Here is a 16,773-nt window from a genome sequence, read left to right as displayed (position 1 = left end):
ATTCGGTTACCAGCGCTCTTTCAGCAGGTTCGGCTGAATCCCATTAATCAAATGGGTATTGCTGAACGGCTGTTTGATTCCCGCCTCAAATTCTTCGCGGAAATATTTGATGGCGCTCTGTAACGGCTCCACTGCACCAGGTGCGTGGGCACAGAAAGTTTTACCCGGCCCCAAGAATCGACACAGTTGCTCAAGTGTTTCGATATCGCCCGGCTGACCTTCGCCACGCTCCAGCGCGCGCAGAATTTTCACGCTCCACGGCAAACCGTCGCGGCACGGCGTACACCAGCCGCAGGACTCACGGGCGAAAAATTCTTCCAGGTTTCGTACCAGCGACACCATGTTGATCTCGTGATCAACCGCCATCGCCAGCGCCGTACCCAGACGGCTGCCCGCTTTACCGATACTTTCGAATTCCATCGGCAGGTCAAGGTGCGCTTCGGTCAGGAAGTCAGTGCCCGCACCACCTGGCTGCCAGGCTTTGAATTTCAGGCCGTCACGCATACCACCGGCGTAATCTTCGAGGATCTCGCGTGCGGTAGTGCCGAACGGCAGTTCCCACAGGCCCGGATTTTTCACCCGACCGGAGAAGCCCATCAGCTTGGTGCCAGCATCTTTGCTTTTCGAGATGTTCTGATACCACTCCACGCCGTTAGCGAGGATCGCCGGAACGTTACACAGGGTTTCGACGTTGTTGACACAGGTCGGTTTGCCCCAAACGCCAGAGGTTGCCGGGAAGGGGGGCTTCGAGCGTGGGTTAGCGCGACGCCCTTCCAGGGAGTTGATTAACGCTGTTTCTTCCCCGCAGATGTAGCGCCCTGCCCCGGTATGGACGAACAGTTCGAAATCGAAACCTGTTCCCATAATGTTTTTGCCAAGCAGCCCTGCTTCGGTGGCTTCGGCAATGGCACGGCGCAGATTCACTGCCGCCTCGATATATTCGCCACGCAAGAAGATGTAGCCACGATAAGCTTTCAGCGCAAATGCGGAAATGAGCATACCTTCCACCAGCAGGTGCGGCAGTTGCTCCATCAGCAGGCGGTCTTTATAAGTGCCCGGCTCCATTTCATCGGCGTTACACAGCAGGTAACGGATGTTCATGGATTCGTCTTTCGGCATCAGGCTCCACTTCAGACCAGTCGAAAAGCCCGCACCGCCGCGCCCTTTCAGACCAGAGTCTTTTACCTGATTAACGATTTCGTCCGGAGACAGCCCGGTCAGCGCCTTACGCGCGCCTTCGTAACCGTTTTTGCTGCGATATTCGTCCAGCCACACAGGCTGTTTGTCATCACGCAGACGCCAGGTCAGCGGATGCGTTTCGGGAGTACGGATAATGTTTTTCATTTATACCGCTCCAGCAGTTCAGGGATCGCTTCCGGGGTCAGATGCGCGTGAGTGTCCTCATCGATCATCATGTTTGGCCCTTTATCACAGTTCCCCAGGCAGCAAGTTGGCAGCAGCGTAAAGCGACCGTCAAACGTCGTTTGCCCTGGTTTGATGTTCAGTTTTTTCTCCAGTGCCGCCTGAATGCCCTGGTAACCGTTAATGTGACAGACCACGCTGTCGCAATAACGGATCACATGGCGACCAACCGGCTGGCGGAAGATCTGGCTGTAGAAAGTAGCCACGCCTTCGACATCACTTGCGGGAATACCCAGAACGTCAGCGATCGCGTGGATCGCGCCGTCTGGCACCCATCCACGCTGTTTCTGAACGATTTTCAGCGCTTCAATGGACGCCGCACGCGGGTCTTCGTAGTGGTGCATCTCGTGCTCAATCGCTTCACGCTCAGCCGCACTCAGCTCAAAAGCCTCGGTTTGTGGTTGTTGATTCTCGTGCATAATTAGCGGTCCACATCTGACATAACAAAATCGATACTGCCCAGATAAACAATCAGGTCAGACACCAGGCTGCCGCGGATCGCCGCCGGAATTTGCTGCAAATGCGCATAACTCGGCGTACGGATACGGGTGCGATAACTCATGGTGCTGCCGTCGCTGGTCAGGTAGTAACTGTTGATCCCTTTGGTCGCCTCAATCATCTGGAAAGATTCATTGGCAGGCATCACCGGCCCCCACGACACTTGCAGGAAGTGGGTGATCAGGGTTTCGATATGTTGCAACGTGCGCTCTTTCGGCGGCGGCGTGGTCAGCGGGTGATCCGCTTTGAACGGGCCTTCCGGCATGTTGTTGAGGCACTGCTCAAGAATGCGCAGACTCTGACGCAATTCTTCCACTTTCAGCATTACGCGGGTGTAGCAGTCAGAAACACCACCACCAACCGGGATTTCAAAGTCGAAGTTTTCATAGCCAGAATAAGGACGCGCCTTACGCACATCGAAGTCGATCCCGGTAGCGCGCAGGCCCGCGCCAGTGGTGCCCCACTCCAGCGCCTCTTTCGCGCCGTAGGCGGCTACGCCCTGGGAACGGCCTTTCAAAATGGTGTTTTGCAGCGCCGCTTTCTCATAAGACGCCAGACGTTTCGGCATCCAGTCGAGGAACTCACGCAGCAGGCGATCCCAGCCACGCGGCAGGTCGTGCGCTACACCGCCAATACGGAACCACGCCGGGTGCATACGAAAACCAGTGATCGCTTCCACCAGATCGTAGATTTTCTGACGATCGGTAAAGGCGAAGAACACTGGCGTCATCGCACCGACGTCCTGAATAAAGGTCGAGATGTACAGCAGATGGCTGTTAATGCGGAACAGTTCGGAGAGCATTACGCGGATCACGTTAACGCGATCTGGTACGGTGATCCCGGCCAGTTTCTCTACCGCCAGCACGTAAGGCATTTCGTTAACGCAGCCGCCGAGATATTCGATACGGTCGGTATACGGAATGTAGCTGTGCCATGACTGGCGTTCGCCCATTTTCTCCGCACCACGATGGTGATAGCCGATGTCTGGTACGCAGTCGACAATCTCTTCGCCATCGAGTTGCAAAACGATACGGAAAGCACCGTGTGCCGACGGGTGGTTCGGACCGAGGTTGAGGAACATGAAGTCTTCATTTTCGGTGCCGCGCTTCATCCCCCACTCTTCCGGTTTGAAGGTCAGGGCTTCCATCTCCAGATCCTGTTTGGCTTTGGTCAGCTCAAACGGCGAGAATTCGGTAGCGCGCGCCGGGTAATCTTTACGCAGCGGGTGACCTTTCCAGGTTTGCGGCATCATGATGCGGCGCAAATTGGGGTGACCATCGAAAGTAATGCCAAACAGATCCCAGGTTTCACGCTCATACCAGTTAGCGTTCGGGAACAGCTTGGTGAAGGTCGGTACGTGCAGGTCGTTTTCTGCCAGCGCCACCTTCAGCATGATGTCGCGGTTACGATCAATAGAAATCAGATGGTAGAAAACGGAAAAATCCGCGGCAGGTAACCCTTCGCGGTGTGTGCGCAGACGTTCGTCCATGCCGTGTAAGTCAAACAGCATGACGTAAGGTTTCGGCAGTTTCTTTAAGAAATCACCCACTTCCAGTAATTGTTCACGCTTGATCCACACAACGGGAACCCCGGTGCGAGTCGCCTGAACAGTAAAGGCATCCGGCCCAAAACGGTTGCGCAGTTCGCCAATCACCGGATCATCAAGATGATCGCGGGTCTGCCAGGCGGGTTCTTGCGCGGTTAAGTCGGTCATATTGTTCACCATTGCAAATGGTCCGTGGTGACTGTCGGCGCAGTAAGCTTCGCGAAATAGATTTAGGAATAAGCGAAGAAAAATCCCTTTGCCGACAGGCGCAAATTAAATCTCGTCAGGTGTACGCAGGTTGGTAACGGCAATGCGTTCACCGCGCTTGCGTTCGCGCTCTGATTGCATGTTGGCGCGATAAACGCCCTGATCGCCAACCACCCAGGAGAGCGGACGACGTTCTTTACCGATAGATTCCTGCAACAGCATCAGTGCCTGCATGTACGCTTCAGGACGTGGCGGGCAGCCCGGGATATACACATCAACCGGGATGAATTTATCAACGCCCTGCACAACGGAATAAATATCGTACATACCGCCAGAGTTGGCACAGGCACCCATTGAGATAACCCATTTTGGTTCCAGCATCTGGTCATACAGACGCTGAATAACCGGTGCCATTTTGGTAAAGCAGGTTCCTGCAACCACCATCAGGTCAGCCTGACGCGGCGAAGCACGCAATACTTCTGCGCCAAAACGTGCCACGTCATGCACCGCGGTAAACGAAGTCACCATCTCAACGTAACAGCAGGAAAGACCGAAGTTATACGGCCAAATTGAGTTTTTACGACCCCAGTTAACCATGTCATTGAGCTTGCCCATAAACACGTTTTTGTTAACTTCTTGCTCCAGAGGGTCGGTTACGATCTCCTGCTTTTGCAGGGGGTAACGGTCGTTCTCACCGTTGGGATCTATGCGGGTGAGCGTATAATCCATCTTAATGCCTCGCGGTTAGCGTTGACGATTAGCGATACTGTTCGTTTCCGGGTTCATACGCTCGCGGCGTGAACGCGCGGGCGTCCAGTCCAGCGCGCCAATACGCACCAGATAAACCAGACCTGCCAGTAACACAAAAATAAAAATTGCAGCTTCCACAAAGCCTACCCAGCCGCTTTCGCGGATAGAGGTTGACCATGCGAACAGATACAGCGCTTCAACGTCGAAGATAACGAAGAACATGGCCACCAGATAAAACTTGGCGGACAGGCGTAAGCGGGCGGAGCCGACCGAGTCGATACCGGATTCAAACGGAACGTTTTTCGACCTCGCGCGTGCGCGACCGCCTAAAAACCAACCGCCTACCAGCATCAGGCAACACAGGCCAATGGCAACGATAAGAAAGATAGCGAATGCCCAGTGATGAGCGATGACTTCAGTGGATGTTGACATACTCATTGCTTACTCATCAAAAGTAGCGCCAGATTCACTGCTCTTCACGGCAGATGGACGCCACATCGATTCATGGGGAGGAATAAAAAAAACCTTACAATCACTGTAGAAACTCTTTTATACAGCTAATTGATGTGGTCTTTTACTCCTTTCTATAACCTTTTGTCAACTTTAACAAAAGTTTCTTCACATTAGTTTACATAATATCAACACCATTAGCATTTAATGCCCTTTCACCCCAGATCCTTGACGACTCCAGGATAATTAGATGTTGTTGAATCGTGTCCGTTGTGAAGCAATGGAAAAAATACGGGTCTATTTTGACAGGAATTTGTGTCGATTCCTCCCCCCAAAAGAGAGTATTTTCTTGATCTGTGACACGCTTTTGTCATTCCATAACAAAAACGCAGCAACAAATTTACGTATTTTTTAACATCATTGTAGCAGGTGATTTTTTTCAGGCGATTATTTGTGCGTTCGGGACGTGAATCTCTGGTGATTGAAAAATGAACAGTTTTGTGCGTTCTGCACGATACGAGGAAGGCTTTTTACTAAAAAAAAGCCGCTGGGGTTTAAAACACCCCCAGCGGCTCGTTTTTACACTATTGTCTTAGAAATTATCTATGGTCCGTCGATTACTCGATATCCCTTTCAATTAACAACGAGTCATCGCCTTCCGGAGCAGACATTGGGCTGTATTGCCACGGATTATGGTAGCTCTCCATCGCCTGATAAATCACCTGAGCCAGCTCATTATTACTGGACGGGTCATAGCACAACAAATATTCGGTATCGGGTAGCGGCGGTAAGCCATCTACCCCACTCAGCACACGCAGATCAGGACTCATCATCTCGACCGGCCTTGCTGTCACACCAAGACCGGCTTTCACTGCCGCACGAACGGCCGGAAGCGTCGAGGCGACATAAGCCAGTCGCCATGGAATATCTGCTTTATTAAGCGTCGCCAGCACCATATCGCGAAACGGGCTAGGATCATCCAGCAATACAAGAGGGATCGGCTCGCCTTTTTGCAATACGTATTCCGCTGCGCAGTACCAGTGTGTTGGCGAGGTACGCAGGTTCAATGCCTTAAACGTTGAAGGACGATGGGTGGTTACCATCAAATCCACTTCCTGGGATTCCAGCATTTCTGCCATGTAGGCATTACGTTTAACGCGGACATCCAGCGCTAGTTTCGGATAAACCGAACTCACGCGATTTAACAGGAAAGGTAAGATCGTATCGGCAGATTCATCTGAAGCACCGATAGTTAACACGCCCTGAAGATTACTGAACATTAATGATGAGCAGGCCTCATCATTAAAACGCAGGATTTTCCTGGCGTAACCAAGAAGTTGAATGCCATGTTCAGTTAACAGTTTGTTGCGACCGTGACGAGCGAACAGTTCTTTCCCAACGAGTTGTTCCAGACGCTGCATTTGCTGACTTACGGCGGACTGAGTACGACACACAGCGGCAGCTGCGGCAGCAAAAGTGTTCAGATCGGCAACAGCAACAAATGTTCTCAGCAGATCGAGGTCGAGGTTAATTATCGGACGATTTGCACTTATCATATATTATCACTTACTGGCGGCTCGTACTGAGCTGGTTAATGCTGTGCACACACAAACAAGCAATTCCATTTGTAATGTGCCTCCCTGGCAGTTTCATCCGGAACCCGGACGAAAGTAAAAATGCATATGAGTTGCACTAAAAAAGCGACTCACATTGTTCCGTTATAATGCCTGAAGTAGATCACAGAATATATCTTCAGGAATCGCATATCTATTAAGTTACTCACTCTTTTGTATTTATGACATGCGCGTGTTTGTATAAATGTAAATGTGAGTCCTTGTTCCACTCTCGTGCAGCATCGCTGGTCATACGCGAACACGTACAAACAGCAATGGTGAGGCGGCATCAAGAGCAGGGATCCGTCATTTATGCGAGCATTTTACCCCAAAAACCTTTTATTTATAAGGGTCATTGCGAATTATCTGATGCAAAGTTATGTTATGTTAGGCAAAGTAATCTTCTATTATTAATAAGCACAACAAAACCTTTTTGAATATTAAATAATAATTAATTAGCATCACCCTCATTCATTAATCCCGCTTAACAATAGTTTCACACCTTGCACCCATTACGACACCTCGGAAATCATCACGCTGTTAAACTCTCCGTAATGCGGAAATATCATCATCACGATTCATTAGTGAATTCTTAAACGAGGCATTTTCAAACAATTATCTTACAGATAAAAAAACCACACTCACAATTAAGAATCAGAACAATTCACTACATAACATTAATTACTAAGCATATACACCTCATTATTTTGCCATTATTAAGTTATTAACAGCACAATCGAGTCTTCCCCTCTGGCAAAATCTTATTCTGCAGACCTTCAAAACGCCGTCCTGGGGGAGTACATTGTTCTAAGCTGACTTCCACGGCAGGGAGTGGCGATAACAGCAAAAAAGGTCAAGATTCATGTCCCCCATTGAAAAATCCAGCAAATTAGAGAATGTCTGTTACGACATCCGTGGTCCGGTGCTGAAAGAAGCAAAACGCCTGGAAGAAGAAGGTAACAAGGTACTGAAACTGAACATCGGCAACCCTGCCCCGTTCGGTTTTGACGCGCCAGATGAAATCCTCGTTGACGTGATTCGCAACCTGCCTACCGCTCAAGGGTATTGCGATTCCAAAGGGCTTTACTCCGCGCGTAAAGCCATCATGCAGCACTACCAGGCTCGTGGCATGCGTGATGTTACCGTGGAAGATATTTACATCGGCAATGGTGTATCGGAGCTTATCGTTCAGGCAATGCAGGCATTGCTGAACAGCGGGGACGAAATGTTGGTTCCTGCACCTGATTACCCACTATGGACCGCAGCGGTTTCGCTCTCCAGCGGTAAAGCGGTGCATTATCTTTGCGATGAATCCTCTGACTGGTTCCCGGACCTTGATGATATTCGCGCTAAAATTACGCCTCGTACGCGTGGAATCGTTATTATCAACCCAAATAACCCAACCGGCGCAGTTTATTCCAAAGAGCTTTTAATGGAGATTGTGGAGATTGCGCGTCAGCATAATCTCATTATCTTCGCCGATGAAATTTACGACAAAATTCTCTATGACGACGCCGAGCATCACTCAATTGCCGCGATGGCACCAGACCTGCTAACCATAACCTTTAACGGACTGTCGAAAACGTACCGCGTTGCGGGCTTCCGTCAGGGTTGGATGGTGCTGAACGGGCCGAAAAAACACGCTAAAGGTTACATCGAAGGTCTGGAAATGCTGGCTTCGATGCGCCTGTGTGCTAACGTTCCGGCGCAACACGCCATTCAAACCGCGCTGGGCGGTTATCAGAGCATCAGTGAATTTATTACTCCCGGCGGGCGTCTTTATGAGCAGCGTAACCGCGCGTGGGAATTGATCAACGACATTCCGGGCGTTTCCTGCGTGAAACCGCGCGGTGCGCTGTATATGTTCCCGAAAATCGACGCTAAACGCTTTAACATTCACGACGACCAGAAAATGGTGCTGGATTTCCTGTTGCAGGAAAAAGTCCTGCTGGTTCAAGGGACAGCATTCAACTGGCCGTGGCCGGATCACTTCCGCATTGTCACACTACCACGTGTTGATGATATCGAGCTGTCTTTGAGTAAGTTCGCGCGTTTCCTTTCTGGTTATCATCAGCTGTAATCTTAATTTCACTGCCGGAGATTGCATCCGGCAGTGTTATCCCGCCACAATGACCTGATGATGTCATCATACGTAAGGTCACTATGAAACAGAGCCATTTTTTTGCCCATCTCTCCCGCCTGAAACTCATTAACCGCTGGCCGCTAATGCGCAACGTGCGGACGGAAAATGTGTCCGAACACAGTTTGCAGGTAGCGATGGTCGCCCATGCGCTGGCAGCTATCAAAAATCGTAAATTTGGCGGTAATGTCAACGCCGAACGTATCGCTTTACTGGCGATGTACCACGATGCCTCAGAAGTGCTTACCGGCGATCTCCCTACCCCGGTGAAATACTTCAATTCGCAAATCGCTCAGGAATACAAGGCTATTGAAAAAATCGCTCAGCAAAAACTGGTCGATATGGTTCCGGAAGAGCTGCAGGATATTTTTGCGCCGTTAATTGACGAGCATGCATACAGCGATGAAGAGAAATCTCTGGTGAAACAGGCAGATGCACTGTGTGCATATCTGAAATGTCTGGAAGAACTCGCGGCGGGAAATAATGAATTCTTGCTGGCAAAAACGCGACTGGAAGCGACGCTTGAAGCGCGCCGCAGCCAGGAGATGGACTACTTCATGGAAGTCTTTGTTCCCAGCTTCCATCTTTCGCTCGATGAGATTAGCCAGGATTCACCGCTGTAAGCAGCCGGAGTCTGCGTCGCATCAGGCAATAAGCGCCGGATGCGACATCAGGCTCTTGTCAAAACGGAAACAGCATCGGGATCATCACCACACAAACCGCCATCACGATAATGGTGAACGGTACCCCCAACTTCACAAAGTCACTGAAGCTGTAATTTCCCGGGCCTAAAACCAGTGTGTTAACAGGTGAAGAAACCGGTGTCATAAAGGCGGCGGATGCTGCCATCGCCACGACCATCGCAAATGGATAAGGCGACACACCCATCGTTTTGGCAGCAGCCAGCGCAATCGGAGCCATCAACACTGCCGTTGCGGTATTAGAGATAAATAGCCCAATAACCGCCGACAAGACAAACAAACAACCCAGCATCATATGTGGCCCGTAACCGCCGCCAATGTCCATCAGCCCTTTCACCGCCAGCGCGACACCTCCCGTTTTCTGTAATGCCACAGCAAACGGCATCATCCCAACGATCATAATAATGCTCGGCCAGTGAATGGATTTATAGGCGCTTTCAGCATCGATACAACGGAATTTCCCCATCAGCAGGCAGGCGATGATAGCGGCAACAGGATTAGGGATTTCATCGGTAAGCATTAACGCTACCATCAACACCAGGCAAAAAATGGCATGAGGTGCCTGACTGTGTGCTGGCGATGCTTCACTCACCTCTTCGGGTAAGTTCAGCGCCACAAAGTCACGCCCCTGTTTTGCCAGCATACCGATCAGTTTCCAGTTACCTACAACCAGGATGATATCGCCCAGCAGCAGAGGCTCATCCGCCAGCGAACCTTCCATCGCCTCGCCATTGCGCTTTAGCCCCACCACATTCAGTCCGTAGCGGGTACGAAAACCAATTTCGCGCACCGATTTACCAATAAGTTCTGACTCAGGAATTAATGAAATCTCTGCCATGCCCACATCAAGTGCCTGGTCAGAAAAATACTCGCCGCGTAGTACCATCGGCTCCAGCAACTGCTCACTACAAAATTGCCGGAGATCGACATCAGCCGCAGACATATCAATAAGCAAAACGTCACGCGCGCGAAATTCAGAAACCCCGTTAACATTCACGATAACGCGACGAAAACGCCGCCAGCGTTCAACACCGATGACGTTAGCGCCATAACGCTCACGTAATTTGAGATCGTCCAGCCGTTGACCAATCATTGGCGAACCGGGGCGAATAGCCAGACGACGCGCACGCCCGGTCAGTCGATATTCACGAATAAGATCGCGAAAGGTTCGACGCGTCCAGCCTTCGCGCTGTGGGGTCTGGGTATCCCCTTTCAGCATGAAACGCATCACTAACATATACAAAATACCCAGCACCAGCACGACCAGGCCAATAGGTGTTACGCTAAAGAAACTAAAACCATGATAGCCTTCACGCAGCAATTCACTGTTGACTACCAGGTTCGGCGGCGTCGCCACCAGCGTCATCATGCCGCTTATCAGCCCGGCAAAACTTAACGGCATCATCAGGCGCGACGGCGACGTTTGCATACGCATGGCAACGCTTAACACTACGGGAATAAAGATAGCGACAACGCCGGTTGAACTCATAAACGCGCCAAGCCCCGCGACGGTCAGCATCAACAAAACCAACATTTTGATTTCACTGTTGCCTGCCACTTTGACCAGCCATGTCCCCATTACGGTGGCAACACCGGTACGGACCAAACCATCGCCAATAATGAACAAGGCGGCAATCAGGACAACGTTAGGATCGGAAAAGCCGGAAAATACTTCGGGGACCGTCAGCGTTCCGCTTAATGCAAACGCGACAATAACAAACAAAGCGACCGCATCCATACGCACTCTGCCCGTCGCAAACAAGACGATGGCAACGGCCAGTAATGAAAGAACCCAAATCAATTCACCGTTCACAACTTATCCTTGTTAATTGAGGGGGATGACTTGATTCTGCCATAAAAAAGCCCCGACGAGACGGGGCTAAATCATGATCAGGTGTTTCACTGAATAATAACATCACCATTTGGCTGTTTGATCACAGTAATTTGCTCCAGACTGTGGAGGACCAAATCGACCTCATTCAGGCGCGGGGTATCTGTCGGAGCGTTAACTGCAATCACATGGCAACCCGCGGCCAGGCCGGAAAGCACGCCAGCGGGAGCATCTTCCACCACCACACACTCTTGCGGCGCAAGCCCCAACAACTGCGCGCCTAAGAGATACGCATCAGGCTCTGGTTTTCCGCGCTTCACCCGCTCAGCGGTCACAAACACCTCTGGCGCGGGAAGTCCGGCTATTTTGTGGCGCGCTCGCGCTACGGGCATGGAGCCAGACGTCACAATGGCCCATGGAATCCCCACTTTATTCAGATGATTGAGTAAAGCGACTGCCCCCGGAAGTGCGGTAATACCTTCGGTTTCCGTGGCCTCGATTTGCTCCAGACGCGTAAATTCGGCAGCAATGTCTGCCTCGGATTTGCCCACCATAAAATGGCGCAAAGAGGTGATGGCCTGTTTACCGTGAATGAAAGCCAGCACCTCTTCCGGCGCTAACCCATGACGTCTGGCCCAGTTGCTCCACGCCCGTTCTACCGCAGGCAGGGAGTCCACCAGCGTTCCATCAAGATCAAACAGAAAACCTTTGCACCGCACGCGGGCCTCCTCAGGCGTTGATAATTTGATTAATTTCGTTGGCGCTCAGATGGTACTGACGCGGGCAGGCATGCCACACATTAAGCATACGCTGATATTTTTCCCACATTGGCGTCTGGGCGTTAAAACCGTGAGTCCCGGCGTCAAAATGGGTATAGCGCCCCTCCACGTTAACCATAAAACGCACATAACCGAGATAACGAGCTTCGGTGGCGGCGTCAAAGCCAAGGAAGGTGACACGACGTTCATCGATGGACTGCTGGTCCTGCAAATTAGACCAGGAAACATGCAACGCATGATACATCTCCATAATGTCGATGATAGTGCGGCAGGTTTCTTCTTTCAGCTCGCCAAACTCGCGATCCAGTTCACGCATCTGTAATCCATAACCACGCTCAATGATTGTTTGCAGGCGACGGTAACGTTCAGCATTTGCCGGATCAAGCATAGTCATCATTTTGTACTGGTTAGACAAAATAAGACGTTGCGCGTTGGTCATTTCCATTGTTGACTCCTGTATCACTCTACTACGGTGAAAAAAAAGAAGGCTGAGTATGCCTTCTTTTATATGCGTAATCAGGGGTCAATTACAAATCATCAAGGAAAGTTTTATCCAGTTGTTTGAAGGCGCGCTTAAGCGTGTCAGCTAATGCCTGGTAATCAGGCTTACCTTCAACGGGTGCCAACACCTGTCCAGACTCCTGCAATTTACCGCGAACTTCATAAAACCAGTTAAGGATTGCAGGAGGTAATGGCGTTACAGAACGCTTGCCCAGCCACCATAGTCCTTGCATGGGTAAACTTAAGGCGAACAGCGCAGTGGCAACTGCCGGGCCCAGCTGACCGCCCAGGGCAATCTGCCAGCAGAGAGTAAATACGGCGATTGGCGGCATAAAACGGATCGCATAGCGCGTCATCTTGATAACGCGATTTTCGACAAAGACCGGGGCAAGGCGTTTTTCCAGCGGCCACGTCTTTGAGTAATGCTGTCCCCGGCGAAACAAGCTAAAAAAATTAACAGAACGATTATCCGGCGTTGACATGCTTCACCTCAACTTCACATATAAATATTCAAAAATTTGTGCAAATTCACAACTCAGCGGGACAACGTTCAAAACATTTTGTCTTCCATACCCACTATCAGGTATCCTTTAGCAGCCTGAAGGCCTAAGTAGTACATATTCATTGAGTCGTCAAATTCATATACATTATGCCATTGGCTGAAAATTACGCAAAATGGCATAGACTCAAGATATTTCTTCCATCATGCAAAAAAAATTTGCAGTGCATGATGTTAATCATAAATGTCAGTGTCATCATGCGCTACGCTCTATGGCTCCCTGACGTTTTTTTAGCCACGTATCAATTATAGGTACTTCCATGTCGAGTAAGTTAGTACTGGTTCTGAACTGCGGTAGTTCTTCACTGAAATTTGCAATCATCGATGCAGTGAATGGTGAAGAGTACCTTTCTGGTTTAGCCGAATGTTTCCACCTGCCCGAAGCACGTATCAAATGGAAAATGGACGGCAATAAACAGGAAGCGGCTTTAGGTGCAGGCGCCGCTCACAGCGAAGCGCTCAACTTTATCGTTAATACTATTCTGGCACAAAAACCAGAACTGTCTGCGCAGCTGACCGCTATCGGTCACCGTATCGTACACGGCGGCGAAAAGTATACCAGCTCCGTAGTGATCGATGAGTCTGTTATTCAGGGTATCAAAGATGCAGCTTCTTTTGCACCGCTGCACAACCCGGCTCACCTGATCGGTATCGAAGAAGCACTGAAATCTTTCCCTCAGCTGAAAGACAAAAACGTTGCTGTATTTGACACCGCGTTCCACCAGACTATGCCGGAAGAGTCTTACCTCTACGCCCTGCCGTACAACCTGTACAAAGAGCATGGCATCCGTCGTTACGGCGCGCACGGCACCAGCCACTTCTATGTAACCCAGGAAGCGGCAAAAATGCTGAACAAACCGGTAGAAGAGCTGAACATCATCACCTGCCACCTGGGTAACGGTGGTTCCGTTTCTGCTATCCGCAACGGTAAATGCGTTGACACCTCTATGGGTCTGACCCCGCTGGAAGGTCTGGTAATGGGTACTCGCTCTGGCGATATCGATCCTGCGATCATCTTCCACCTGCACGACACTCTGGGCATGAGCGTTGACGCAATCAACAAAATGCTGACCAAAGAGTCTGGCCTGCTGGGTCTGACCGAAGTCACCAGCGACTGCCGTTATGTTGAAGACAACTACGCGACAAAAGAAGACGCGAAGCGCGCAATGGACGTTTACTGCCACCGTCTGGCGAAATACATCGGTGCCTACACCGCGCTGATGGATGGTCGTCTGGACGCTGTTGTATTCACCGGTGGTATCGGTGAAAATGCCGCGATGGTTCGTGAACTGTCTCTGGGCAAACTGGGCGTGCTGGGCTTTGAAGTTGATCATGAGCGCAACCTGGCTGCACGTTTCGGCAAATCTGGTTTCATCAACAAAGAAGGCACCCGCCCTGCTGTTGTGATCCCGACCAACGAAGAGCTGGTTATCGCGCAAGACGCCTGCCGCTTGACCGCCTGATTCCACACCGCCAGCTCAGCTGGCGGTGCTGTTTTGTAACCCGCCAAACCGGCGGTAACGAAAGAGGATAAACCGTGTCCCGTATTATTATGCTGATCCCTACCGGAACCAGCGTCGGTCTGACCAGCGTCAGCCTTGGCGTGATCCGTGCAATGGAACGCAAAGGCGTTCGTCTGAGCGTTTTCAAACCTATCGCTCAGCCGCGTACCGGTGGCGATGCGCCCGATCAGACCACGACTATCGTGCGTGCGAACTCTTCCACCACGACAGCCGCTGAACCGCTGAAAATGAGCTACGTTGAAGGTCTGCTTTCCAGCAATCAGAAAGATGTGCTGATGGAAGAGATCGTCGCGAACTACCACGCTAACACCAAAGACGCTGAAGTCGTTCTGGTTGAAGGTCTGGTCCCGACACGTAAGCATCAGTTTGCCCAGTCTCTGAACTACGAAATCGCTAAAACGCTGAACGCGGAAATCGTCTTCGTTATGTCTCAGGGCACTGACACCCCGGAACAGCTGAAAGAGCGTATCGAACTGACTCGCAACAGCTTCGGTGGTGCAAAAAACACCAACATCACTGGCGTTATCGTTAACAAACTGAACGCACCGGTTGATGAACAGGGTCGTACTCGCCCGGATCTGTCCGAGATTTTCGACGACTCTTCCAAAGCAAAAGTAAACAATGTTGATCCGGCGAAGCTGCAAGAATCCAGCCCGCTGCCGGTTCTCGGCGCGGTGCCGTGGAGCTTTGATCTGATCGCGACCCGTGCGATCGATATGGCTCGCCACCTGAACGCCACCATCATCAACGAAGGCGACATCAATACTCGCCGCGTTAAATCCGTCACTTTCTGCGCACGCAGCATTCCGCACATGCTGGAGCACTTCCGTGCCGGTTCTCTGCTGGTAACTTCCGCAGACCGTCCTGACGTACTGGTTGCAGCTTGCCTGGCTGCCATGAACGGCGTAGAAATCGGTGCCCTGCTGCTGACTGGCGGCTACGAAATGGACGCGCGCATTTCCAAACTGTGCGAGCGTGCTTTCGCTACCGGCCTGCCGGTATTTATGGTGAACACTAACACCTGGCAGACTTCTCTGAGCCTGCAGAGCTTCAACCTCGAAGTTCCGGTTGACGATCACGAGCGTATCGAGAAAGTTCAGGAATACGTTGCTAACTACATCAACGCTGACTGGATTGACTCTCTGACTGCCACCTCTGAGCGCAGCCGTCGTCTGTCTCCGCCAGCCTTTCGTTATCAGCTGACCGAACTGGCGCGCAAAGCGGGCAAACGTATCGTGCTGCCGGAAGGCGACGAACCGCGTACCGTTAAAGCAGCCGCTATCTGTGCTGAACGTGGTATCGCAACTTGCGTACTGCTGGGTAACCCGGCTGAGATCAACCGCGTTGCAGCATCTCAGGGCGTAGAACTGGGTGCTGGCATTGAAATTGTCGATCCAGAAGTGGTTCGCGAAAGCTATGTTGGCCGCCTGGTTGAACTGCGTAAGAACAAAGGCATGACCGAAACCGTTGCCCGCGAACAGCTGGAAGACAACGTGGTTCTCGGTACGCTGATGCTGGAACAGGATGAAGTTGACGGTCTGGTTTCCGGTGCTGTTCACACCACCGCAAACACCATTCGTCCGCCGCTGCAGCTGATCAAAACTGCACCGGGTAGCTCCCTGGTATCTTCCGTGTTCTTTATGCTGCTGCCGGAACAGGTTTACGTTTACGGTGACTGTGCGATCAACCCGGATCCGACCGCAGAACAGCTGGCAGAAATCGCGATTCAGTCCGCTGATTCCGCCGCTGCCTTCGGCATCGAACCGCGCGTTGCAATGCTCTCCTACTCCACCGGTACTTCTGGTGCAGGTAGCGACGTAGAGAAAGTTCGCGAAGCAACTCGTCTGGCGCAGGAAAAACGTCCTGACCTGATGATCGACGGTCCGCTGCAGTACGACGCTGCGGTAATGGCTGACGTTGCGAAATCCAAAGCGCCGAATTCTCCGGTTGCTGGTCGCGCTACCGTGTTCATCTTCCCGGATCTGAACACCGGTAACACCACTTACAAAGCGGTACAACGTTCTGCCGATCTGATCTCCATCGGGCCGATGCTGCAGGGTATGCGCAAGCCGGTTAACGATCTGTCCCGTGGCGCACTGGTTGACGATATCGTCTACACCATCGCGCTGACTGCTATTCAGTCTGCACAGCAGCAGTAATCTCGTCATCATCCGCAGCTTTGCGCTGCGGATACCTGAACCGGAAATAGTCACTATTTCCGGTTTTTTATTCTCTTAATTTGCATTAATCCTT

Annotated in this window: 14 protein-coding genes; 4 read left to right on the top strand and 10 right to left on the bottom strand. The window is 51.2% G+C overall.

Annotated elements, in window-relative coordinates:
* Positions 1–6: 6 nt before the first annotated feature.
* The 6 genes from nuoF to lrhA all read right to left on the bottom strand — a co-directional run bounded on the left by nuoF (position 7) and on the right by lrhA (position 6,429).
* Positions 7–1,344: an NADH-quinone oxidoreductase subunit NuoF gene (gene nuoF, locus BEB54_RS00740; RefSeq protein WP_001533500.1), complete on the bottom strand. Its 1,338-nt coding sequence runs from the start codon at positions 1,342–1,344 to the stop codon at positions 7–9.
* Positions 1,341–1,841: an NADH-quinone oxidoreductase subunit NuoE gene (gene nuoE / locus BEB54_RS00735; RefSeq protein WP_000545042.1), complete on the bottom strand. Its 501-nt coding sequence runs from the start codon at positions 1,839–1,841 to the stop codon at positions 1,341–1,343. Before nuoE ends, nuoF begins: the two co-directional genes overlap by 4 nt.
* Positions 1,842–1,843: 2 nt before the next feature.
* Positions 1,844–3,646 (bottom strand): NADH-quinone oxidoreductase subunit C/D, encoded by a 1,803-nt coding sequence (nuoC, locus tag BEB54_RS00730; protein WP_000247878.1) that lies wholly within the window; start codon positions 3,644–3,646, stop codon positions 1,844–1,846.
* A gap of 93 nt (positions 3,647–3,739) precedes the next feature.
* On the bottom strand, positions 3,740–4,402 hold the full coding sequence (nuoB, locus tag BEB54_RS00725; RefSeq protein ID WP_000386733.1) for an NADH-quinone oxidoreductase subunit NuoB: 663 nt from the start codon (positions 4,400–4,402) through the stop codon (positions 3,740–3,742).
* A gap of 15 nt (positions 4,403–4,417) precedes the next feature.
* A complete protein-coding gene (nuoA, locus tag BEB54_RS00720) occupies positions 4,418–4,861 on the bottom strand; it encodes an NADH-quinone oxidoreductase subunit NuoA (RefSeq protein ID WP_000062997.1) in 444 nt (147 codons plus the stop codon).
* 629 nt (positions 4,862–5,490) lie between these two features.
* On the bottom strand, positions 5,491–6,429 hold the full coding sequence (gene lrhA, locus BEB54_RS00715; RefSeq protein ID WP_000622290.1) for a transcriptional regulator LrhA: 939 nt from the start codon (positions 6,427–6,429) through the stop codon (positions 5,491–5,493).
* A gap of 919 nt (positions 6,430–7,348) precedes the next feature.
* Between lrhA and alaA the strand changes: the two genes are divergently transcribed.
* Together alaA and yfbR are read left to right on the top strand one after the other, a co-directional pair.
* Positions 7,349–8,566, top strand: a complete 1,218-nt coding sequence (alaA, locus tag BEB54_RS00705; RefSeq protein ID WP_000074523.1) for an alanine transaminase AlaA — start codon at positions 7,349–7,351, stop codon at positions 8,564–8,566.
* A gap of 83 nt (positions 8,567–8,649) precedes the next feature.
* On the top strand, positions 8,650–9,249 hold the full coding sequence (gene yfbR, locus BEB54_RS00700) for a 5'-deoxynucleotidase (RefSeq protein WP_000813854.1): 600 nt from the start codon (positions 8,650–8,652) through the stop codon (positions 9,247–9,249).
* A 58-nt stretch (positions 9,250–9,307) separates the two neighbouring features.
* On the opposite strand, the gene BEB54_RS00695 is transcribed toward yfbR, so the two are convergent.
* The 4 genes from BEB54_RS00695 to yfbV all read right to left on the bottom strand — a co-directional run bounded on the left by BEB54_RS00695 (position 9,308) and on the right by yfbV (position 12,920).
* Positions 9,308–11,140, bottom strand: coding sequence for an SLC13 family permease (locus BEB54_RS00695; RefSeq protein ID WP_105282107.1), 1,833 nt, complete (start codon positions 11,138–11,140; stop codon positions 9,308–9,310).
* A gap of 86 nt (positions 11,141–11,226) precedes the next feature.
* Positions 11,227–11,877 carry a hexitol phosphatase HxpA gene (hxpA, locus tag BEB54_RS00690; protein WP_088541258.1) on the bottom strand — a complete coding sequence of 217 codons (651 nt, stop codon included), beginning with the start codon at positions 11,875–11,877 and terminating at the stop codon, positions 11,227–11,229.
* A gap of 10 nt (positions 11,878–11,887) precedes the next feature.
* Positions 11,888–12,382 (bottom strand): YfbU family protein, encoded by a 495-nt coding sequence (locus BEB54_RS00685; RefSeq protein ID WP_000426124.1) that lies wholly within the window; start codon positions 12,380–12,382, stop codon positions 11,888–11,890.
* Between the two features lie 82 nt (positions 12,383–12,464).
* Positions 12,465–12,920 (bottom strand): terminus macrodomain insulation protein YfbV, encoded by a 456-nt coding sequence (gene yfbV / locus BEB54_RS00680; RefSeq protein WP_000106627.1) that lies wholly within the window; start codon positions 12,918–12,920, stop codon positions 12,465–12,467.
* Between the two features lie 337 nt (positions 12,921–13,257).
* Here yfbV and ackA point away from each other — a divergent pair, with 337 nt between their 5' ends.
* Both ackA and pta read left to right on the top strand, forming a co-directional pair.
* A complete protein-coding gene (gene ackA / locus BEB54_RS00675) occupies positions 13,258–14,460 on the top strand; it encodes an acetate kinase (protein WP_000095712.1) in 1,203 nt (400 codons plus the stop codon).
* Positions 14,461–14,534: 74 nt separating this feature from the next.
* On the top strand, positions 14,535–16,679 hold the full coding sequence (gene pta, locus BEB54_RS00670) for a phosphate acetyltransferase (protein WP_000086716.1): 2,145 nt from the start codon (positions 14,535–14,537) through the stop codon (positions 16,677–16,679).
* Positions 16,680–16,773 lie beyond the last annotated feature (94 nt).

The sequence above is a fragment of the Escherichia sp. MOD1-EC6021 genome (genome assembly GCF_002965245.1).
Lineage (GTDB): Bacteria > Pseudomonadota > Gammaproteobacteria > Enterobacterales > Enterobacteriaceae > Escherichia > Escherichia coli_F.
This window is presented reverse-complemented; position numbering and strand designations above follow the sequence as displayed.